This is a genomic window from Phaeobacter porticola, from assembly GCF_001888185.1.
Taxonomy (GTDB): domain Bacteria; phylum Pseudomonadota; class Alphaproteobacteria; order Rhodobacterales; family Rhodobacteraceae; genus Phaeobacter; species Phaeobacter porticola.
On the sequence record NZ_CP016364.1, the window covers coordinates 1,063,896 to 1,084,368 of the forward strand.

The 20,473-nt window shown below is 60.3% G+C and carries 19 protein-coding genes; 5 read left to right on the forward strand and 14 right to left on the reverse strand.

Annotation, left to right across the window (positions count from 1 at the left end):
• Positions 1-50 precede the first annotated feature (50 nt).
• The 3 genes from purF to PhaeoP97_RS05210 form a co-directional block, all read right to left on the reverse strand.
• Positions 51-1,508, reverse strand: a complete 1,458-nt coding sequence (gene purF / locus PhaeoP97_RS05200) for an amidophosphoribosyltransferase (protein ID WP_072506308.1) — start codon at positions 1,506-1,508, stop codon at positions 51-53.
• 280 nt (positions 1,509-1,788) lie between these two features.
• Positions 1,789-2,490: a Hint domain-containing protein gene (locus PhaeoP97_RS05205; RefSeq protein ID WP_072504174.1), complete on the reverse strand. Its 702-nt coding sequence runs from the start codon at positions 2,488-2,490 to the stop codon at positions 1,789-1,791.
• A 698-nt stretch (positions 2,491-3,188) separates the two neighbouring features.
• A complete protein-coding gene (locus PhaeoP97_RS05210; RefSeq protein WP_072504175.1) occupies positions 3,189-3,620 on the reverse strand; it encodes a hypothetical protein in 432 nt (143 codons plus the stop codon).
• Between the two features lie 31 nt (positions 3,621-3,651).
• Here PhaeoP97_RS05210 and PhaeoP97_RS20270 point away from each other — a divergent pair, with 31 nt between their 5' ends.
• Entirely contained in the window at positions 3,652-3,930 is a 279-nt protein-coding gene (locus PhaeoP97_RS20270; protein ID WP_157891229.1) for a hypothetical protein, read from the forward strand.
• Positions 3,908-4,321: a hypothetical protein gene (locus PhaeoP97_RS05220; RefSeq protein WP_157891230.1), complete on the forward strand. Its 414-nt coding sequence runs from the start codon at positions 3,908-3,910 to the stop codon at positions 4,319-4,321. The genes PhaeoP97_RS20270 and PhaeoP97_RS05220 overlap by 23 nt, the downstream gene beginning before the upstream one ends.
• A gap of 47 nt (positions 4,322-4,368) precedes the next feature.
• Here the strand turns inward: PhaeoP97_RS05220 and PhaeoP97_RS05225 are convergent, their stop codons facing one another.
• The 11 genes from PhaeoP97_RS05225 to PhaeoP97_RS05280 all read right to left on the reverse strand — a co-directional run bounded on the left by PhaeoP97_RS05225 (position 4,369) and on the right by PhaeoP97_RS05280 (position 15,837).
• On the reverse strand, positions 4,369-4,923 hold the full coding sequence (locus PhaeoP97_RS05225) for a CvpA family protein (RefSeq protein WP_072504178.1): 555 nt from the start codon (positions 4,921-4,923) through the stop codon (positions 4,369-4,371).
• 40 nt (positions 4,924-4,963) lie between these two features.
• Positions 4,964-6,328 (reverse strand): DNA repair protein RadA, encoded by a 1,365-nt coding sequence (gene radA / locus PhaeoP97_RS05230; protein ID WP_072504179.1) that lies wholly within the window; start codon positions 6,326-6,328, stop codon positions 4,964-4,966.
• 73 nt (positions 6,329-6,401) lie between these two features.
• The gene (locus PhaeoP97_RS05235; RefSeq protein WP_072504180.1) at positions 6,402-6,848 is read right to left on the reverse strand and encodes a paraquat-inducible protein A; all 447 of its coding nucleotides are present in this window, start codon (positions 6,846-6,848) and stop codon (positions 6,402-6,404) included.
• A gap of 181 nt (positions 6,849-7,029) precedes the next feature.
• Positions 7,030-7,776, reverse strand: coding sequence for an ABC transporter ATP-binding protein (locus PhaeoP97_RS05240; protein ID WP_072504181.1), 747 nt, complete (start codon positions 7,774-7,776; stop codon positions 7,030-7,032).
• On the reverse strand, positions 7,773-8,573 hold the full coding sequence (locus PhaeoP97_RS05245; protein WP_072504182.1) for an MlaE family ABC transporter permease: 801 nt from the start codon (positions 8,571-8,573) through the stop codon (positions 7,773-7,775). Before PhaeoP97_RS05245 ends, PhaeoP97_RS05240 begins: the two co-directional genes overlap by 4 nt.
• Positions 8,570-9,607 (reverse strand): alanine racemase, encoded by a 1,038-nt coding sequence (gene alr, locus PhaeoP97_RS05250; RefSeq protein ID WP_072504183.1) that lies wholly within the window; start codon positions 9,605-9,607, stop codon positions 8,570-8,572. Before alr ends, PhaeoP97_RS05245 begins: the two co-directional genes overlap by 4 nt.
• 257 nt (positions 9,608-9,864) lie before the next feature.
• On the reverse strand, positions 9,865-11,385 hold the full coding sequence (locus tag PhaeoP97_RS05260; RefSeq protein WP_072504185.1) for a replicative DNA helicase: 1,521 nt from the start codon (positions 11,383-11,385) through the stop codon (positions 9,865-9,867).
• 303 nt (positions 11,386-11,688) lie between these two features.
• Complete coding sequence (locus PhaeoP97_RS05265; protein WP_072504186.1) at positions 11,689-12,369, reverse strand: orotate phosphoribosyltransferase; 681 nt, start codon at positions 12,367-12,369, stop codon at positions 11,689-11,691.
• Between the two features lie 71 nt (positions 12,370-12,440).
• Positions 12,441-13,481: a dihydroorotase gene (gene pyrC, locus PhaeoP97_RS05270; protein WP_072506309.1), complete on the reverse strand. Its 1,041-nt coding sequence runs from the start codon at positions 13,479-13,481 to the stop codon at positions 12,441-12,443.
• A gap of 113 nt (positions 13,482-13,594) precedes the next feature.
• A complete protein-coding gene (locus tag PhaeoP97_RS05275; RefSeq protein WP_072504187.1) occupies positions 13,595-14,554 on the reverse strand; it encodes a phosphoadenosine phosphosulfate reductase in 960 nt (319 codons plus the stop codon).
• A gap of 203 nt (positions 14,555-14,757) precedes the next feature.
• A complete protein-coding gene (locus PhaeoP97_RS05280) occupies positions 14,758-15,837 on the reverse strand; it encodes a glycosyltransferase family 2 protein (protein WP_072506310.1) in 1,080 nt (359 codons plus the stop codon).
• Positions 15,838-16,048: 211 nt separating this feature from the next.
• Between PhaeoP97_RS05280 and PhaeoP97_RS05285 the strand changes: the two genes are divergently transcribed.
• The 3 genes from PhaeoP97_RS05285 to PhaeoP97_RS05295 all read left to right on the forward strand — a co-directional run bounded on the left by PhaeoP97_RS05285 (position 16,049) and on the right by PhaeoP97_RS05295 (position 20,431).
• Entirely contained in the window at positions 16,049-17,023 is a 975-nt protein-coding gene (locus PhaeoP97_RS05285) for an AAA family ATPase (protein ID WP_237028982.1), read from the forward strand.
• Positions 17,024-17,041: 18 nt separating this feature from the next.
• Positions 17,042-18,310 (forward strand): vWA domain-containing protein, encoded by a 1,269-nt coding sequence (locus PhaeoP97_RS05290; RefSeq protein WP_072504188.1) that lies wholly within the window; start codon positions 17,042-17,044, stop codon positions 18,308-18,310.
• A 120-nt stretch (positions 18,311-18,430) separates the two neighbouring features.
• Positions 18,431-20,431: an OmpA family protein gene (locus PhaeoP97_RS05295; RefSeq protein WP_072506312.1), complete on the forward strand. Its 2,001-nt coding sequence runs from the start codon at positions 18,431-18,433 to the stop codon at positions 20,429-20,431.
• Positions 20,432-20,473 lie beyond the last annotated feature (42 nt).

Consider the following 20,473-nt stretch of genomic DNA (forward strand, 5'->3'; position numbering starts at 1 on the left):
CCGATCCGGTGATCAGCGCCTCATGAGTCGAACTGATGTCGGCTGCGCTCTTACTCTGCTGCGGACTTCATTTCAAACCCCCGTTCCACCATGTCGGCGGGAACGACGGGGTATTCACCCGAGAAACAGGCATCACAATACTGCGGGCACTTGCTGTTGCGACCCTGATCCTGGCCAACAGCGCGGTACAAACCATCCAGCGAGATGAACTTTAGACTGTCGACAGCCAAATGTTCTGCCATCTGGTCCTCGGTCATGGTTGCCGCCAACAGCTTGTCACGTTCAGGCGTGTCCACGCCGTAGAAACAGGGCCACGCAGTAGGCGGTGAGGCAATGCGGAAGTGCACTTCGCTGGCACCGGCATCAAGGATCATCTCCTTGATTTTACGCGATGTTGTGCCCCGCACAACCGAGTCGTCAACCAGGATAACCCGCTTGCCCTGGATCAGCGCGCGGTTCACGTTCAGCTTTAGACGCACGCCCATGTTGCGGATCTGCTCCGTCGGCTCGATGAAGGTCCGGCCCATATACTGGTTGCGGATGATCCCCATTGCATAGGGTATGCCCGATTGCAGCGAATATCCGATAGCCGCCGGGGTGCCGCTGTCAGGCACCGGGCAGACCAGATCAGCCTCAACCGGGTTTTCGTTGGCGAGCTCGCGGCCGATGGCTTCGCGGGTTTCATATACAGAACGCCCGCCAAGGATCGAATCAGGGCGGGAAAAATAGACATGCTCAAAGATGCAGAACTTGGAGGACTGGCGACGGAACGGGAAATGGCTCTCGACACCTTTGTCAGTGATCACCACCATTTCGCCGGGCTCGATCTCGCGCAGGAATTCGGCACCGATGATGTCCAAGGCACAGGTTTCGGAGCTCAGCGCATACCCGTCACCCACTTTGCCCAGCACCAGCGGGCGCACCCCAAGGGGATCACGGACACCGATCAGCTTGGTTCGGGTCATGGCGACCACAGAGAAGGCCCCTTCGACACGGCGTAACGCGTCTTCCATCCGCTCAGGGATGTTCCGCTGCAGCGACCGGGCCATCAGGTGGATGATGCATTCACTGTCGGAAGAACTTTGAAAGATGGAGCCGCGCTCGATCAGTTCGCGGCGCAATGCATTGGCGTTGGTGATGTTGCCGTTGTGCGCAATTGCGGCCCCACCCATGGCGAATTCGCCAAAGAAAGGCTGCACATCACGGATCGCGGTCTGACCTTTGGACCCGGCGGTGGAGTACCGCACATGGCCAATTCCGATGGGACCGGGCAGGGTGGACATCACGTCCTGCGAGGTGAAGTTGTCACGCACATAGCCAAAGCGGCGGGCACTCTGGAAACCTTCGACAGAATCGTGGGTAACGATACCACCGGCCTCCTGTCCCCTATGTTGGAGGGCGTGCAATCCAAGGGCAACGAAGTTGGAGGCGTCTTTGACGCCGACGACGCCAAAAATGCCGCATTCTTCGCGCAGCTTGTCATCGTCAAACGGGTGGGCGGGGGGCATCTGCGGCATCGGCAAGGCGGTGTGGCTCCGAATCCGGTTGTCAGGATGCTCCCCACATAGAGGGTCCGCCCGCACATGTCACCCAAGGATCATGGTTTCACGACAGTTGGACTAAAAAACTGCAATTCTTCCTCAGGCAGCGTTTGCGTCAAAACAAAAGGCCTGCGGATTTCGCAGGCCTGCCGGAGGTGTTCAAGTGCCTATTTAGCAGCATCTGGATCGCGGGACACAACAGCCCTTGCGGTGCTTTGGAGTGAGGCGCGCTTGCCTTGTTTGACGATTAAGCCGCCAGCAGGCCGCGCAGCATGTCAAAGGCCGAGATTACATCAACGTTGTCTTCTACGCTCTGGTCATCCTCTGCCTTGCCCGCATCCGTGAGCGCGCGACCGTCTTCGCTGGCAAGGATCTGGCGGGTTTCCGCCAGCGACAAATCACGAAAGGCGCTGTCGTTAGCGGCAGCACCTGCCACATGCACCAACATGCCGCATTCTGCCCAGATCATCTCTTCTTCAGAAAAAGAGAGATAGATACGGGCCATCTTTTCCGGCATGGCCGCGGAAATACCTTTGTGACCGATCAGCGAGACGACCTTGGTCATTGCGGTGGGCACATCAAACAGACGTTCAACAGCGGCCAGCTCCAGGCCAACTTTCTGGTCAGCAGGCAACAGCAGCGCATCATCATTTCCCAACGCACCAGCCGGCACATGCACCAGCGATGTCAGACGCGGCACCGCGTGCTTCACGGCAGTCACTTCCTGGGCACCTCCATCAAGGGTATAGACCATGTCGCCGGGCTTAACGTGACGGGCCTGCACAAAACCACGGTCGGTTTCCACCATCATGTGCGGCAGCAGGCCACCCGTACGAGGACGCGGACGTGCGCGGCTGGCAGCGGATATGGCCGCCAAAGAGGCCGGGAAATCCATCAGGAGGCCAACAGGCTGGCAGTCAGCAAACGATGTCGAGTGATCCAGCAACATGATGTCGTCCTTCTGAGCGGTGTGCCTGACGTTCTGTCCGGCGTTTTGTTGACACCAATGTGCGCTTCGAAATTGGACGGAAATGGGGCAAGGGTTGGGCCGATTGGGACAACTGCGGGGTTTTCGGCCTTCAATCCTGCCTCAATCGCGACTTTGTTGCCCAAAAACACCGGGGATCGCAGGATTTGTTAACTTTTATCAGTCTCGCCTCGGCGCTGAACACGGGTCTGGAGCGTGATCTCATACGAAATTGAGTGCGATTCTTAATGGTTAATAAAGCGTTAAGGTGTCTTTTTCATGTTAGGAATGGTAAACGTTGCCTCGGCAGGGAATGTCGAAATGTGAAAATTTCTATTGGCTTTTGATCCGGTGGTTCAGGGTGGATAGGCAAAACTTTGGTCTCCGTCGTTGCGTGACGACGTCATATAACCAGACCAGCAGCCCCCCACCCGATCACAAAAAGAGGGCGCCAGATAGAACGCCCCGCCGGGGGGATCGGAATTAATTGGAAGGGTGAGCACAGGGCAAATTTGAACGTGGCCTTCGGGTGTATCGTGAAAGCCCTGTGTTTACTGGCAAACCCAATTGGGCGGTTCTTTCCACCCTTCGGGCGCTGCGGCGCAAAATAGATTTTATGACTGCCGTTGATTGCCGCATGATGCCAGATGCGGAAACAAATCCTCTCACCATTCGTGCATTTAGGCCACCACCCGCCCGATGCTGGTTGGCTCCCCATTGGAAAGGTCAATCTGGATCGGGGCATGCCGAGTGTTGTCACTGCAAAGATAGCACTCGCTCATGAGTTGCAGCAGAACATGTGCACGCATTTTGTTCGGCGACAACGAATGCGAAAGAAAATCCCATTTCTTGCTCTGATTTCCTCGGCTTCCCCCTCCCATGCCTTCTTTGGGGGGAGTGACAATCCCGTGCGGAAAGCGATTGGTGATGGCCATATTGACCTGCCTCTGAGCTAGTACAAAGAGGGCGAGCCGAAGGATCGCCAGGAGCTGATTGCAGCGCAGACAGAGGGCAAGGGCCTCGTCTTTGTCTCGTCTCTGAGCCGTTGCGAGGTCCTCGCTGACCCAACCGGGGCGGATGCCGGTGCCATAGCGGGCCAGCAGGGATTTCATCTTCTGATCACAGGATAAGCGGGCACCCAAGGTGGCCGAGCGCCTCAATGGCATCAAACATGAGTATCTGGCCCAACGAGCCGAAAGCGACCTCAATTTTCTGGCCCGGATCGGCCAGGAATATGACGCCATCGTGTCGGTCAAAGAGGGCGGCTTGCTGTTCATCGGCAAGGGAGAAGGGCAAATCCGCCAGTGGCACGGTGGTCCTGCCGCAAATCTGGGTGTTCAAGTCCCAGCTGATGCCCGGCTGCCGCGTCAGCAAGGACAAGGCCACCGCATACAAAGGTGTGAAAGCCATCTGGCACGATAAGAAGCTGGGGGAGAAAAAGACGGTGACCGGGGGCGAGGGATCACCCGCCTATGAGATGACCCATCCCTATAGAACGGAAGAAGCCGCCCAGCGGGCGGCCAAATCCAAACTTGATAAACAGACCCGTGCTGGGCACTCAATCAGCCTCATTCTGGTTGGCGATCCGATCCTGCGGGCTGAGGGTCAGGCCCTGGTTGTCGGACTGCGCCCCAGTATTCCGCCGCTCTGGTCGATCACCGGAGTGACCCACCGGCTGGGCAGCGGCGGTTACACCACCCAGATCCGGGGGAATTGCCAAAGCGCGAGGGATGACCTGACCGGCGCGCGTTCAAATTTTAAATGCGCTCCAGTCAGAGAGTTTTCGGGCCGGTCCAGCGTTTCTACTGTATGATGTCTCAATGCTCCGGGCCTAAACAGGCAGTTTCTGGCGGCGCGACCTTACTCACCGCAAGAACCGATCAGGCTTTCGTACTGAGCGGTGACCCAGCCAAGCGCCTGCTCAGGATTGCGGTCTTCGATTTTGCCGATCATCCGTTCAAACACCACCGCCGAGCGGCTTTCGTCCACGATGGTAAAGCTCTGCCCGGTCATGACGACATTATAAAGGAAGAAGGCAATCGCCACCAACAGGATGCCGCGCAGCACCCCGAAGAAGAAACCGATACCCTGATCCAACCCGCCAAGCGCCGAACGCTGCACCAACGACGAAAACAGCGGCGTAAAGAACGACACCACAATCAATGCCAGGGCAAAAACCGCAGCAAAGGCGGCGATGATCGACAATTCGCAGCTGTCCGCGATGAACTCCCCGATCACCGGGATCTCGGCCATCAGCGGCTCGACCTGCGGCGCAAACAGAAAGGCCAAGATGGCTGCGGCAATCCAACCGGCGATGGCCATGGCCTCGCGCACGAAACCGCGCGAATAGGCCAGCAACGCCGATACAACAATGACAAGGGCCACGACCCCGTCGATAATGGTGAAACCTTCCATGTCCCTCGCCCGTTAACCTGCGATTAGAATTCTTGCGACTTTAACCAGCCCCGAAGTAGTCGCCGACAAAACCGGCAAGATCAGAGGCCTGCCGCAGGGCAAGACCCTCAACCGCGACGGATTTACCACCACTTGGAGCTATGGCTGCGGTGAAACCAAGTTTTTGCGCTTCTTTCAACCGGTTTTCGGTCTGCGGGGCGGGTCTGAGGGCTCCAGACAGCGATATTTCTCCGAATACAACCGTATCGGCTGGCAAGGCAGTGTCTTCTCGCGCACTGAGCAGGGCCGCAGCCACCGCCAGATCCGCTGCCGGCTCGGAGATCTTCATGCCGCCGGCAACGTTGAGATAGACATCAAGCCCGGCAAAAGGAATGCCGCAGCGGGCCTCTAGCACCGCAAGGATCATTGCCAGACGCGAGCTGTCCCACCCGACAACCGCCCGGCGTGGCTGCGAATGCGGCGAGGGGGCAACCAAGGCCTGCATTTCAACCAAAACGGGGCGGGTGCCTTCAATGCCGGAAAATACCACGGACCCGGGCGACGGCGCACCGCGCTCGGACAGAAACAGGGCCGACGGGTTTCGGACTTCGCTCAGGCCCCCGCCAGTCATCTCAAAAACGCCGATCTCATCGGCCGGTCCAAAGCGATTCTTTACCGCGCGAAGAATGCGGAACTGATGCCCGCGCTCGCCTTCGAAATATAGTACCGTGTCAACCATATGCTCGACCACGCGTGGACCAGCAATCTGGCCGTCCTTGGTGACATGGCCGACCATGATGATGGATACGCCATTGGTCTTGGCAAATGTCGTCAGCTCATGCGCGGCAGCGCGTACCTGACTGACAGATCCAGGGGCGCTGTCCACGTGATCTGCCCACATGGTCTGAATGGAATCGATGATGGCAAGCTGCGGTTTCTCCGCCTCAAGCGTGGTCAGGATATCGCGCAGATTGGTCTCTGCTGCCAACTTTACCGGTGCCTGGGCCAGCCCCAGACGTTGCGCCCGCATACGCACCTGCGCGCTGGCCTCTTCGCCGCTGACATAGATTGTCTTGACGCCTGATCGCGCAAATTGTGCCGCCGCCTGTAGCAGCAGCGTCGATTTACCGATGCCAGGATCGCCGCCTACCAAAATCGCCGAAGCTGGCACAAGCCCGCCGCCCAGCACCCGGTCCAGTTCACCCACGCCGCAACAGCTGCGCGGTGGTGGCGCTTCCTCCGTCGCAAGATCGCTAAGCGGGATTGTTTTGCCACGCCGCATGCCCAGCGATTTCGACGCCGGTCCGCCCTTGGACAGGCCCTTGTCTTCGGTGATGGAATTCCACTCGCCGCAGCCATCGCAGCGCCCGGACCATTTTGAGAAAGATGCTCCGCAGGCAGAGCAGGAATATGTTGTTTTTGCCATGCGGTAGATCTGGCAGATGTTTCTGGTTTGTTCAAGTGTTGCGGGCACTCAGGCCGGGGGCAGCGCCCCGTTTCTAGTCGTCCTGCTGGCTAACCTGGCGCGCGGTCAGAAGAGACAGGACAATTGACGCCAGAATACAGCCCGTAAACAAATAAAGCCCCCAGGCGGTCTCAATCGTTGCATAGCCAATCCCCTTGGCCAGCGTGATATAGAGCGCGATCAGAAACACATCCGCCATCGCCAGCTTACCCAAGACATGCAGAACCGGTTGGACGCGCGTGTCCAGCAGGCCCCATTGCACCAGCGCCAGTCCGATGGTTTTGAGATACGGCGCAAAGATCGCGAAAGCCGTGACCGTCAGCGCCAAAATGACGTTGCTGCCCCAAAGGCTTTGCAAGCCGGTGATCACCGAGATTTCACTGAGGCCGAATATCGGCAACAATCCCGCCCGCATCAGCGGCGCGAACCAGGCGACAGGGTAGAGGATAAGCAGGGAGAGGGTAAGGAGGCGGAGGGTCATGGTGGCTCGTTTTCTGTGGGCTCGCCAAGACTTGTGGGTTTAGAACCAGATTTGGAAGGGGCAAAACGTTAAGAAAAGACACCAACCGTCAGATATGCCGCAGGTTCGACGATCAGGAGCCGGGTGAAGGTCTAAATGAGCACCTGCCGCAGCGAGAGCTCTACGCCAAATGCGGGTTAGTTTACCGCACCGCTTCAATCGGGCCCTCCGCGCGGCCGTGGATGAATTGCTCCATATAGGGATCGCCTGACTGGTCCATATCTGCCACGGGGCCGGTCCATTGGATCACCCCGTCATGCAGCATCGCCACATTGTCGGCGATCGCGCGGACCGAGGTCATGTCGTGGGTGATGGTCATCGCGGTGGCGCCCATCTCGACCACGATCTCGCGGATCAGGTCGTTGATCACCCCGGACATGATCGGGTCAAGGCCGGTGGTCGGCTCGTCAAAGAAAATGATCTCCGGCTCGGCAGCAATAGCGCGGGCCAGGCCGACGCGTTTCTGCATGCCGCCCGACAGTTCTGCGGGCAGGCGATCCGCCACATCGGCCTTCAGCCCCACTCGGCGCAGTTTTTCGATGGCAATTTCGCGCGCCTCATCCACAGGGCGCTTCAGTGAGCCGCGCAGCAGACGGAAGGCGACATTCTGCCAGACGGGCAGGGAGTCAAATAGGGCGGCACCCTGAAACAACATGCCAAAGCGTGCCAGAAAGGCGTCGCGGTCGCCACTGGCTGCGGGTTTGCCATCAACCAGAATCTGCCCTTGATCCGGTGTGATTAGTCCCAGAACAGATTTCAGCGCGACAGATTTGCCGGTGCCAGATCCGCCGATGATCACCATGGAGCTGCTTTTGGGGATCTCAAGCGTCATGCCTTGCAGAACCTTGTTGTCGCCAAAGGCCTTATGGACGTCATTCATCTGGATCATAGCGAGAAGAAAATCCCTGTGAGGACAAAATTTGCGGCAAGGATCAGCACCGCAGCGGCCTCAACCGACCCTTTGGTGGCGCGACCGACGCCCTGCGCCCCGCGGCCTGACTGCATGCCGTAATAGCAGCCCATGGTTGCGGCAATGGTGCCAAAAGCAGCGCCTTTCACAAGGCTGGAGACGATATCGCGCAGCTCGAGGAAATCGACAGTGTTTTTCAGATAGGCTGCCGGATTGAAGCCGAGGTTCTGCGTGGCGACCACATAGCCGCCCATGATGCCGATGATGTCGCCGACACCCACCAGCACCGGTACAGTGATCAGCGCGGCCAGAACGCGGGGTGCGACCAAGTATTTCATCGGATGGGTGGAGAGCGTGACCAGCGCGTCAATCTGCTCGGTCACCTTCATCGTGGCGATTTCAGCCGCGATAGAGGAGGTGACGCGCGCAGCAATCATCAGCCCGACCAGAACGGGGCCGAGTTCGCGCACCATGCCGATGGCAACGATCTGCGGGACCACAGCCTCGGCGTTGAAGCGGGCCCCCCCGGCGTAGATCTGCAACGCCAGCGCCGCACCAGTGAAGATCGCAGTAAGGCCAACCACCGGCAGCGACAGCCAGCCCACCTGCAACAGCGCATTGAGCAGCTCGCGCGGATAGTAAGGCGGCCGCAGCATATGGCTGAAGGTCGAGAGTGCAAACAGCGTCACCCGTCCCACAGCGCCCAGGCCGGCAAGGACCATCTGTCCCAGCCGGGCAAGCAGGCTAAGGGGCGAAAGACGCGAAAATGTGCTCATCCGGTGTAGCTCCGTGCGTAACGGCTGCCGAGAGAGGTGAGGATCTCATAGCCAATGGTGCCCGCCGCATCCGCCAGCGTGTCCACGGTCTGGCGCTCGTTGAGGATGCTGAGGTGGCTAGGATCGTTGCTGAGATCAGTCACATCGACAGTGATCAGATCCATTGAAACGCGGCCCGCGACCGGGCAGGGGGTGTCACCTGCGTAGACCTGGACCTGGCCACTGCCAAGTGCGCGGTGCAACCCGTCGGCATACCCTGCTGCGACGGTGGCGATGCGGCTGGGGCGCTGCGCCGTCCAGCCATTGCCATAGCCTACGGTTTCGCCCGGATCGAGGCTGCGGATCTGGATTACCGGCAGGTCCAGCTGGGCCACAGGCAGCGCGTCGCCAAAGGGCAGGCCGCCATAGAGGCCGATGCCAGGACGACAGAGATCAAAGTGATAGTTGCGCCCCAGCAGCAGGCCCCCGGTTGCGGCGAGGGAGCGCGGCAGATCAAGCCCCTCGGTCAGGTCAAGAAAGTTCTGCAATTGGTGGGCGTTCATCGGATGATTTGAGGCATCCGAGCAGGCCAGATGCGACATCAGCAGAACCGGCCCCTGACTGAGTGCTATATCGCGCACAGCGGCCCATTCGGCGGCCTCCATGCCAAGCCGGTTCATGCCGGTATCAAGCTGCACGCCAAAGGGATGGCCCGGCAGGCTCTCAAAATGGCGCAGCATCTGGTCGAGCGAATTGAGCATCGGCGTCAGCTGGAAATCGCGCAGCAGTTTCGCATCGCCCTCCATATGGCCGGCAAAGACCGAGATGCCGGGGCCTGGACCGATGGCGCGGCGCAGCGCCACGCCTTCCTCGGCGATGGCCACAAAGAAATTGCGCGCGCCAGCCTTGGCCAGCGCTTTGCCGACGCGGCCCGCGTCCAGCCCATAGCCATTGGCCTTGACCACAGCGGCGGTTTCGCAATTGGTCAGCGCATCGAGGTTCCGCCAGTTGGTCACCAGCGCATCCAGATTGAGTGTCAGTCTTGCAGTCGTCATGCGCTGTTCATGACATGGGGGACACAGGGGTCAAGGGGGAAACCGCACCGCAGGCCGTCGCGTCGAGCGATGCGCGGATCTTTGGCAGGGTATCGCAGGGGGGGCACGAGGATATGAGGCTCTGTCCCCTCGGCTGCGCCTCACCCCAAGGATATCTGGAAAAAGATAAAGAGAGGGAGCAGGCAGATTGCGGGGACCTGGCCCAATTGGAGCGCGACATATTTTGTGTCGCAGCTCCGTAGGTAAGGCACGCAGTCTTAGTAGTCGGGAGTGTGGTCCTGCTGCCAGGCTTTGGCGAGGTTACCAAAACGGGTAAACTGCGCCTCAAACGACAGTTCCACGGTGCCAATGGGGCCGTGACGCTGCTTGCCGACGATGACCTCGGCCTTGGCGTGCAGACGTTCCATGGCCTGCTTCCATTCTTCCATCTTGTCCAGTTCGTGATCGCCGGGTTTTTCGCGTTCCTTGTAATATTCTTCGCGGAACACGAACATCACCACATCAGCATCCTGTTCGATCGAGCCTGATTCCCGCAGATCCGACAGCTGTGGGCGTTTGTCTTCACGGTTCTCCACCTGACGCGACAGCTGTGACAGGGCTACGACCGGGATTTGCAACTCCTTGGCGATGGCCTTCATACCCATCGAGATTTCCGCGATTTCATTGACCCGGTTTTCGGCCATGCCCCGGCAGAGCTGCAGGTAGTCGATGACCAAGAGGTCAAGCCCATGGGTTCGTTTCAGGCGGCGCGCACGGGCCGCCAGCTGCGAAATCGGCAGGGCAGGCGTGTCGTCAATGAATAGCGGGCAGCTTTCCAGATCCTTGGCGGCCTGCACAAAGCGGCGGAATTCTTCCTCGGTCATGTCACCCTGACGGATTTTATGCGAAGAAATCTCTGAGGCTTCGGCCAGAATACGCCCCGCCAGCTGCTCTGCCGACATCTCCAGTGAGAAAAAGCCAACGACGCCGCCATCTACCGCGCCTTCGGTTCCATCCGGTTTCTGGCCGCGTTTGTAGGCTTTGGCGACGTTGAAGGCGATATTGGTCGCGAGCGAGGTTTTCCCCATCGAGGGACGTCCCGCCAGGATCAGAAGGTCCGACGGGTGCAGGCCGCCCAGCTGTTTGTCGAGATCGGCCAGTCCGGTGGAGATCCCCGCCATGCCGCCGCCGCGTTGGTAGGCCTCATTGGTGACATTGACCGCTTCGGTGACCGCCTTGAGGAAGGATTTGAAACCGCTTTCGGTCTGACCTTGTTCGGCCAGCTTATATAGCGACTGTTCCGCCTCGACGATCTGCTCCTTGGGTTCGGAGGCGACATCGACGCGGCGCGCCTTATCCGCGATACTGCGCCCCAGTGCAATCAGCTCGCGCCGGATCGCAAGGTCATAGATCATCTGCGCATAGTCGCGCACCGCAAAGGCCGAGATGGATGCGCCCGCCAGTTTTGCCAGATAGGCCGGGCCGCCCAACTCCTTCAGGCCCTCGTCATCCTCCATAAAGGCCTTCAGCGTCACCGGCGAGGCCAGCGCATTTTTGGAAATCCGCGCGGCGGCAATTTCGTAGATGCGGGCATGAACCGGGTCGTAGAAATGCGCCGATGTGATGATCGATGCGATGCGATCATAAACGTCGTTGTTGGTCAGGATCGCGCCCAGCAGCTGCTGTTCAGCCTCAACGGAGTGCGGCAGGATGCTGGCGTCGTCGCCCGTCGCCTCGCCATTGGCAGCAGGCTCCGGGGCGGCGGGCAGATTGGGATCAAAAGGCGTAATATCGTTCATCGCTGCTCTCGTCTGCGGCCGACGTTATGTGGCCCGCGTGATTTGGCCTGTGTATACCGGCGGGGCGCTCGGTCTGGCTATCTGGAAAACTCTGAGGATAAGCTGTGAACAGCCTGTGGATATCCGCAGGCTGACCTGTGTGTCGTTTTTGCAGAAGCCCGGTTGAGGTCTGGGTAGTCTATATGATGGGGTGCATTCTGGGAAGCTGTCTATATCTGCGCTGGTGCGCGTGCCCCCGAGACGATTCGGGGCGGCCCAGTCCACAGGTCGCCCCAGATAAGATGCGCGTCACATAGAAGGTGATCAGGCGGATTTATGCGCCTCTTGCCAGGCGCGCGGATCTTTCAGGAAGCGCTCCACCTCATCCAGCGTTTCCTCGCTGAAGCTCTTTTGCGCCTTGGCTTCGGCCAGAACATCCCACCAGGTGCAGAGATAATGCAGCTCAACACCGTGGTCGCCGAGGCGCTGGGTGGTTTCGGGGAAGATGTCGTAATAGAAAATCACCGCAGTATGGCCGCAGCTGGCGCCGGTCTCGCGGATCGCATCGACAAAGGACAGTTTGGAGCCACCATCGGTGGTCATGTCTTCCACCAGCAGCACGCGCTGGTCTTCGGTCATGACCCCTTCGATGCGGGCATTGCGGCCATAACCCTTGGGTTTCTTGCGCACATAGGTCATCGGCAGCGCCATGCGCTCTGCCACCAACGCGCCAAAGGGGATGCCTGCCGTTTCACCGCCTGCAATATTGTCAAACGCCTCAAAACCGGCATTGCGCATCACCGTGACGGTGAGGAAATCCATCAGCGTCGTGCGGATCCGCGGAAAAGAGATCAGCTTGCGGCAGTCAATATAGCTGGGCGAGGGCAGGCCGGAGGCCAGCGTATACGGCGTATCGGTGTTGAAATTCACCGCGCCGATTTCCAACAGCATGCGGGCAGAGAGGCGGGCAATTTCTTCAGATGAGGGGTAGGAGGAGGGGATCATTCTATCATCCTTTTGGTCGGCGCGAGACGCCGGTGGCAGAAGCCTCCGGCGGGGTATTTGGGGTCAGAAGATCAGGCGACCTTCCAGAACACATCAAAACCGGGATCGAAGACGGTAACCAGGCCTTCCTCGGTGCTGATCTGGTCGGGGAAGATGACCGGGCTGTCCTGTTTTTCCAGCGTCAGGCGCGCGCTGTTCACCGGCAGGCGGTAGAAGGCTGGCCCATTCTCGGATGCAAAACCTGCCAGCTTGTCCAGCGCGCTGTCTTCCTCAAACACATGCGCCAGCAGCGGCATGGTGTTGGGGGCGGTGAAACAGCCGGCACAGCCGCAAGCGCTGAGTTTGTTCGGGTCGGTGTGCGGGGCCGAATCCGTCCCAAGGAAGAACCGTTTGTCGCCGGAGGTTGCAGCGGCGCGCAGGGCCAAACGGTGCTCTTCGCGCTTGGCCACCGGCAGGCAATAATAATGCGGTTTGATACCGCCAACCAGAAGATGGTTACGGTTGATGATCAGGTGGTGCGTAGTGATCGTGGCCCCCAGATCGCTGTCCTGACTGGTCACATAATCGGCCGCGTTCCTGGTGGTGATATGTTCCATCACCACACGCAAGCCGGGAGTTGCCTTGCGGATCGGATCCAGCACCCGGTCGATGAACACCGCTTCGCGATCGAAGATGTCGATGTCACTATCGGTGACTTCGCCATGGGTGCACAGCGGCAGGCCGATGTCGGCCATGGTCTCCAGCACGCCGCGCACCTTGTCGAAATCACTGACGCCAGAGGCGGAATTGGTGGTGGCCCCGGCCGGGTAGAGTTTCACGGCCTTAATCAACCCGCTGGCGTGGGCCGCTGCCACATCTGCCGGATCTGTGTCCTCGGTCAGGTAGAGCGTCATCAGCGGCTCAAACGTCATATCATCTGGCAGGGCGGCCAGAATACGGTCGCGGTAGGCGGCGGCCTGATCGCCTGTCACCACCGGCGGTACCAGATTCGGCATGATGATGGCGCGGGCAAAGTCGCGGGCAGTTTCAGGCAGAACGGCCTTCAGCATTGCGCCGTCGCGCAGATGCAGATGCCAGTCATCGGGGCGGGGGATGGTCAGCTGAACGGTCATGGCGCTCGCGTAGCACATGGCACCGGTCAGGGGAAGCGACCGGATGCGCTCGTGATAGATCCGCTAGACACTCGACCCAAGGACCGGGACGTGGTGGGCAAAGCCGACGGGGTTTAGAATTCTGGCGGCAGTTTTACATGGCCCTCTTCGGCGCTTTTCTGCAGTTCCTGCCAGCGGCGGCGGAAGCGGGGCGCGCGCAGCCTGCTTGCAACATTTCGGCACAGCAGCGCCACCAGATAGAGCCGATCATCCTGATCAAGCCGCGCCAACAGTCTACGTAGGTAGGGGCCATTGTTGCGGCGCGCGCGGTAGAGCTGGAAAAACCGCCGTTCTGTCAGCTTGTCTGTGCCTGCCAGAGCGATGATATTATAGAGGATTTCCATCTCGATCAGCCGGGTCTGCACGGTGCTGCCAAGATTGGGGGTACGTAGGCGGGTGACGTTCTTGCGCGCAAACAGGGCCGCATGCATCGAATCCAGCCGCTCGCTGGGATCATAGATCACAAAGCCCTGCTTGGCCGCATCCATCATGTCGGGGGCAAATCCGTAGCGGTCGGAGAAGTTGAGACGGCGCATTTCCGTAAACCGGTCGTCCCAGTCCGTGAGGCGGGGATCCAGTGTCGCCTGAGGCTGGATAGCCACGACGGTAGAGCCGGGAGCCGCCACAGAGAATGCCGCAGCAGCATAGCCACAGGGACCTGCGCCGTAAAAGACAACTTTGTCGAATTCATCAAAGAAGCCGTCATCAATGAGTTGGTCGAAAAACCCATAAATCCGTTCATTGCGAAACCAGGTGTCGCCGTTGGAGATGATGCACAAATGCGACCAGCCGAGGTTCTTAACCAGATCAAAGCCCAAAGGCTGCGCCAGGTCAGACAGGTTGTGAATGCCTTGAATCGTTTCGAAACTGACCAGCAAGGTATTGCCCTGATCGATAAAGCTGGCGAAATGACGATTGCCCAGCGGTTGATACATGCCGTTTTCTTCGGCAAGTGCTGCCATACGAGCCTGCCACTGTACGGGTTTCAGCCCGGACAGGTCTTCGTCCAGCGTATCCATCGTGTCCTGCTGCATCGCATCATCCTCTCGTCCCGCCTTTGGGGTGGCGGGTTTCTTTGATCAGTATCTAGGGACGAAATATGGCTAAAGTTGGAAATTGTAAGGCCGGTTTGTCGGCCAAGCGGCCTGTGCCGCAGTTGCGATCCGCGGCGTAAGACTGACCGAATACAGCCCCATTAACACATTCTCATGTCAGGAGAGGTGTCAGGCCAATACCCTCAGTCTGCGGTGTCGTTGGGCCTGCTGATGGCGTCACGTGTGCCGTGTCGCCCCAGAGTGGCAAACCCGGTAAGGGTGCGGGCGGTCACCGGGCTGATCAGCCGCGATGGCGGGGTCATCAGCAGGCGCGAGAACAGCGTGCGATAGGCGTCTTGCTGCATCAATGTTCGAAAATGACTATGACGCCAGTCCACGGAGTGTTGATGCTGCCGTGCCAGTTTGACGTCCTCGCGCAGCAGATCAGAGATGGCCACACGCGCAGGACGATACCGGGCAATGCTGTCATCCTCATCGGTGTTGAAATTCCGCTCGACCCAATAATCCATGCCCAGCTCGGTTTGCCGGTTGATCCGGCCGCGATCCGCCTTCAGCACGTAACTCTCCATCGCGCCAAGGGGGTAGTGATTCAGCTGCACAAGATCAAAATTGGGCTGACCGTAATTGGAATAGACCCGCTGTGTCTTAAAACTCTGATCCAATTCTCGCCCCGCACCATCGAACCAGCGAAACGGATCTACGGCACCAGTGTCTTGCGGGTTGCGGGGGCGGTGCACGCCAAGTTTGCGATAGGTGCCATCGTTGCGATAAAGCGTCTTAAACATCGCAGCACGCCAGGGCCAGTGAATGACTTGTGGGGCGCAGCGGGTGAACTGCTCTGTCACCGGCTGATCCTGATACCGAACAGTTTCACTATTGCCAAACAGCCGCCAGGTGAGGGTGATTGCATCCGCATCGGGCAGGGCGGCGTGCAGATCCGTCAATTTGCCGTCACCGACATGAATGTTCACAAACTCATCGACGTCCAGCGTCATGACCCAGTCCGCCTTGCGCACAAGGCGATGTTTGTCAGCCTTCTTCAGGCCAGTGAACTGGATACCTGCCTTGTCATAGGGACCATCGTTGCGCAGGTGGGTGATATGGCCCAATTCGTCCAGCCGGTCCAGCATCCGGTCGCTGCCGTCTTGGCAATCGTTCGACAGGATCAGAATATCGGTAAAGCCAACAGCTTTGTGATGGGCGATCCACTCCAACAGGAATGCGCCCTCATTCTTTACACATGTCACGGCCACTGTGCGCATGGTGTCTCCTGCCGGGTCGGTGCCGCTCCCGCGCAGGGGCGGATGGCGTGCAGAAGACATCGCATTGCTGCACCGGGCGGTCAATGTTGCATCGGGACCGGTGCCCGCGTTGTCCACCGCGTGTGGCCTATTGGACCAAAGTGGCATGGGCAAACGCTTGACCCGCTAGGGGTGGACATGGCCTGTTGGGTGCGAAGCGAAAGGGTGCCAGATGTCGCAGGCCACAGAGATTATCCAGCCGAACAGCTCAACGAACCCGACTTTGAGCGGGGGCAGGGGGGTGCCGGACTCTATTGATACTGTCGAAACGCTGCTTGCAGATGCGGGCTATGTCGCGGACCGGGGGGTGGCGACGGTGGTGTTCTTGTCGCTGCGCCTTGGCCGCCCGCTGTTTCTGGAGGGCGAGGCCGGGGTGGGCAAGACCGAGATCGCCAAGACGCTTGCCGCCGCATTGGGCCGTCGCTTGATCCGGTTGCAATGTTATGAGGGGCTGGATGCTTCCAGCGCGGTCTATGAATGGAATTTTGCCGCCCAGATGATGGCCATTCGCACGGCTGAGGCCGCAGGGGCCGGATCGGATCGCGCAGGGCTTCAGGCAGAGCTCTTTAGCGATGACTATCTCATCCGCCGCCCGCTGCTGGAGGCGATGCAACCGGATCCGGCAGGCGCTCCGGTGCTGCTGATCGACGAGCTTGACCGCACCGATGAGCCTTTCGAGGCTTTCCTGCTAGAGGCGCTCAGCGATTTTCAGGTCACCATCCCCGAACTCGGCACCATCAAGGCGCCGGAACCACCCATCGTGATCCTCACCTCTAACCGCACCCGCGAGGTGCATGACGCGCTGAAACGGCGCTGTCTCTATCATTGGGTGGATTACCCGGATTTCGACCGCGAGATGGAGATCCTGACCGCCCGCGCGCCCGGTCTGGCGCCGCGTCTGTCGCGGGAGGTCGTGGCCTTTGTGCAGGCTTTGCGCACCGAGGATCTCTTCAAACATCCCGGCATTGCCGAGACAATTGATTGGGCCAATTGCCTCTTGGCGCTGGATGTCATTGATCTGTCGCCAGAGGTGATTGCCGAGACATTGGGGGCAATCCTGAAATATCAGGATGATATCAGCCGCCTGCATGGCTCCGAGGCGAAGCGCATTCTCGATCAGGCCCGTGCCACGCTGGGTCCGGCGTGATGTCGGCGCGACGCGATCATGCCTGAATACGCGCCCCTGCCGCTGCCGGATCAGCCCCGGCTGGCGCAGAATGTTACCCATTTTGCGCGGGCTTTGCGCCGCGCTGGGCTGCCCATCGGTCCGGGGCGTGTGATCGACGCGGTCGAGGCTGTGGCCGCAGCAGGCTTTACCTCGCGGCGCGATTTCTACTGGACGCTGCAAGCCTGCTTTGTCTCTAAACCCGAACACCGTCAGGTCTTTGCACAGATCTTTCGTCTCTATTGGCGGGATCCGCGTTTTCTGGAGCATATGATGGCGGCGATGCTGCCCGCGATCCGCGGCACGCAGGAGGAAAAAGCCGCAAAGCCCGCCCAGAAACGCGCCGCCGAGGCGCTCTTGGATGGTGCCGAGGCGCCGGATCGCCCCGACCAGCCGGAGGGGGAGGAACCGCCGGAGCAGCTGGAATTAAGCGCCGAACTCACCATGTCGCGCGAGGAACGGCTGCGGCAGCTGGATTTTGAGCAGATGAGCACCGCCGAGGTGGCCGAGGCCAAGCGGATGCTGGCCAAGATGCAGCTGCCCATCCGCCCGATCCAGTCCCGCCGACTGATGGCGTCACCGACAGGTCCCCGCATCGATTGGCGACGCACCATGGGGCAGGCTGCGCGTCAGGGCGGCGAGATCACAACCCTTGCACGCGCCCAACGCCGGTTGCGCTGGCCCAATCTTGTCGTGATCTGCGATATCTCCGGCTCAATGAGCCAATATTCCCGTCTGATCCTGCATTTCCTGCATGCGGTCGCCAACCGCAAGGGGCCGGGCTGGGCGCGGGTGCATGGCTTTACCTTCGGCACACGGCTCACCAATATCACCCGCCATCTGGCGCAGCGCGATGTGGATGCCGCCCTTGCTGCCGCCGGGGCAGAGGCGCAGGACTGGGAGGGCGGCACAAGGATCGGTGCCTGCCTGCATGATTTCAACCGTGACTGGTCGCGCCGCGTCATGGGGCAGGGCGCCGTGGTTCTGCTGATCACCGACGGGCTGGACCGCGACGACAGCGATCAGCTCAGCGCCGAAATGCAGCGGCTGCATCTGTCTGCGCGTCGCCTGATCTGGCTGAACCCGTTGCTGCGCTTTGACGGGTTCGCCCCTAAGGCACGCGGCATCCGCGCCATGCTGCCCCATGTGGACAGCTTTCGCGCCGGCCATTCCATCGCGGCTCTGGAAGATCTCGCAGATGTGCTGGCTCTGGGCGCTGATACAGGCGAAAAACAGCGGCTGATGCAGATGTTATCAGCGGCAGGCTAGACACGGGCCAGGCTGTTTATCGGCAGGCTTTGGCCGAAAATGCTGATCACAAGCAACTTTATTGCGCCCTTGCGGGTTATCTCCTTAGGCTTTGCACCGCACAGCGAAAGGAATGCCAACATGGTTTCGCAACTTCTTCGATCCTCCACCGCACTGGCGGTGATCGTCTCCCTCAGCCTACCGGTCGCCGCTCCGGCCCAGTCCAAGGCAGACCCAACTGACCTAAGTCTGATGGCGCCAGAGCAGATCACCGAGGCCGTACAGCGCTGCCTGCGCTGGATTAAAAATGGCCGCATCAGCCCAGAGGGTGAGATCCTGAAAGGCAAGGGGAAGGGGGCCAAAGCCGAGTTTTGTCAGGCTTATGTCACCGGCGAATTGGATGCTGATCTGGACCCTGCACTTGCATCCTCGACACTGATGGCGTCTGCCGCCACGCAGGCCCAGACGCAGTTGCAACAAACCGAACCCGCAGTCGAGGATAGCGCCGCTGACGCGCAGGCCGCCGCTGACGCGCAGGCCGCCGCTGACGCGCAGGCCGCCGCTGACGCGCAGGCCGCCGCTGACGCGCAGGCCGCCGCTGACGCGCAGGCCGCCGCTGACGCGCAGGCCGCCGCTGACGCGCAGGCCGCCGCTGACGCGCAGGCCGCCGCTGACGCGCAGGCCGCCGCTGACGCGCAGGCCGCCGCTGATGCACAGGCCGCCGCTGACGCACAGGCCGCCGCTGACGCACAGGCCGCCGCTGACGCACAGGCCGCCGCTGATGCGCAGGCCGCCGCTGATGCGCAGGCCGCCGCTGATGCGCAGGCCCTCGCCGATGCGGCAACGGCAACCGTTGGTGCGGAGGTTGATCCTGAAATCGAGAGCGCACAAACTGAGACGCAAGTGCCCGAGACTCCGGTAGAAGTGGAATCAGTGGCCGAGCCCGAGCCAGAGGTAGCACCATTGGACAGTCAGGCGCAGGCCGATGCGCTGGCCGTGGCAGAGGCTGACGAGAGTGCCACTGCCGCTGCCGCAGCTGCATCCGACACGCAAGAAGAGGCGGAGGTGGTTGAGGAAACCGTCACCGAAGATACCGCCCGCAGCTCGGACGAGGCGTTTGAAACCGATGTGAATACACCTGCCGCCGAGGCCGAAGTCGCCGTCGAGACCGGCGCTGACACTGATACGCAGGCTGATGCAGCCGCGGATCCCACCGCAGCCCCAACCGCTGCTCCCTCCGGGGATGATGAAGGGCTCAGCAAATTGCAAAAGGCAGCCTTGCTTGGCCTTGGTGCTGTGGCCATCAGCCAGCTGCTTAAGCAGGGGGAAACCGTTGTCAGCAACTCCGGCGACCGCGCGGTGGTCGAACAGAACGGCCAGTACCGGGTGATCAAAAATGACGACGCTCTGCTGCGTCAGCCCGGCAGCAATGTGACCACCTACAAATTCAAGGATGGCTCCACCCGCAGCGTGGTGGTGCGCGAAGATGGGGCCGAGGTGGAAACCATTCGCGCCCGCGACGGACGTGTCTTACGCCGCACTCGGACCTTGGCAGATGGCAGCACAGTGGTGTTGTTCGATGACACCCAGCGCGCCGACAGTGTTGTGGTCTCGGAACTGCCGACCGCTGCCCCTCGCCAACTGGGGTTTAGCAGTGACAGCATCAACGCCGATGATCTGGCATTGGCACTGGCCGCCAAAGAGGCCCCGCAGGTCAGCCGCCGCTTCTCGCTGAGCCAGGTCCGCAATATTGACGCGGTGCGCCAGCTGGTGCCGGAAATCACCGTTCAGTCGATCAATTTCGAAACCGGATCCGCTGTCATCCGTGCCGCCGAGGCGGAAGAGCTGGCCGCGCTGGGCAACGCGCTGCGCCAAATGATTGCGCAGAACCCGCAGGAGGTTTTCCTGATCGAAGGTCACACAGACGCGGTAGGTGCGGCGCCCTACAATTTGGCCCTGTCGGATCGTCGGGCAGAAAGCGTCGCATTGGCGTTAAGTGAGTATTTCAAGGTGCCGCCGGAAAACATGGTTGTGCAGGGCTATGGTGAAACCGACCTGGCCGTCGTCACGGCCCGCGCTGAACGGGCCAACCGCCGCGCGGCCGTGCGGCGTATCACACCGCTTCTGCAAGGCGGCAGCTGACCCGGCATAAGAGCTATTTGACAATAGGAAAGGGCGCTCCGA

Coding starts and splice junctions, on each gene's coding strand:
- radA (WP_072504179.1), bottom strand. CDS start 6,328: ATGGCAAAAACAACATATTCCTGCTCTGCCTGCGGAGCATCTTTCTCA.
- PhaeoP97_RS05280 (WP_072506310.1), bottom strand. CDS start 15,837: ATGCGCACAGTGGCCGTGACATGTGTAAAGAATGAGGGCGCATTCCTG.
- PhaeoP97_RS05245 (WP_072504182.1), bottom strand. CDS start 8,573: ATGAGCACATTTTCGCGTCTTTCGCCCCTTAGCCTGCTTGCCCGGCTG.
- pyrC (WP_072506309.1), bottom strand. CDS start 13,481: ATGACCGTTCAGCTGACCATCCCCCGCCCCGATGACTGGCATCTGCAT.
- PhaeoP97_RS05260 (WP_072504185.1), bottom strand. CDS start 11,385: ATGAACGATATTACGCCTTTTGATCCCAATCTGCCCGCCGCCCCGGAG.
- PhaeoP97_RS05240 (WP_072504181.1), bottom strand. CDS start 7,776: ATGATCCAGATGAATGACGTCCATAAGGCCTTTGGCGACAACAAGGTT.
- PhaeoP97_RS05205 (WP_072504174.1), bottom strand. CDS start 2,490: ATGTTGCTGGATCACTCGACATCGTTTGCTGACTGCCAGCCTGTTGGC.
- PhaeoP97_RS05265 (WP_072504186.1), bottom strand. CDS start 12,369: ATGATCCCCTCCTCCTACCCCTCATCTGAAGAAATTGCCCGCCTCTCT.
- PhaeoP97_RS05290 (WP_072504188.1), top strand. CDS start 17,042: ATGCCTGAATACGCGCCCCTGCCGCTGCCGGATCAGCCCCGGCTGGCG.
- PhaeoP97_RS05225 (WP_072504178.1), bottom strand. CDS start 4,923: ATGGAAGGTTTCACCATTATCGACGGGGTCGTGGCCCTTGTCATTGTT.
- PhaeoP97_RS05295 (WP_072506312.1), top strand. CDS start 18,431: ATGGTTTCGCAACTTCTTCGATCCTCCACCGCACTGGCGGTGATCGTC.
- PhaeoP97_RS05275 (WP_072504187.1), bottom strand. CDS start 14,554: ATGCAGCAGGACACGATGGATACGCTGGACGAAGACCTGTCCGGGCTG.
- purF (WP_072506308.1), bottom strand. CDS start 1,508: ATGCCCCCCGCCCACCCGTTTGACGATGACAAGCTGCGCGAAGAATGC.
- PhaeoP97_RS05285 (WP_237028982.1), top strand. CDS start 16,049: ATGTCGCAGGCCACAGAGATTATCCAGCCGAACAGCTCAACGAACCCG.
- PhaeoP97_RS05210 (WP_072504175.1), bottom strand. CDS start 3,620: ATGAAATCCCTGCTGGCCCGCTATGGCACCGGCATCCGCCCCGGTTGG.
- alr (WP_072504183.1), bottom strand. CDS start 9,607: ATGACGACTGCAAGACTGACACTCAATCTGGATGCGCTGGTGACCAAC.
- PhaeoP97_RS05235 (WP_072504180.1), bottom strand. CDS start 6,848: ATGACCCTCCGCCTCCTTACCCTCTCCCTGCTTATCCTCTACCCTGTC.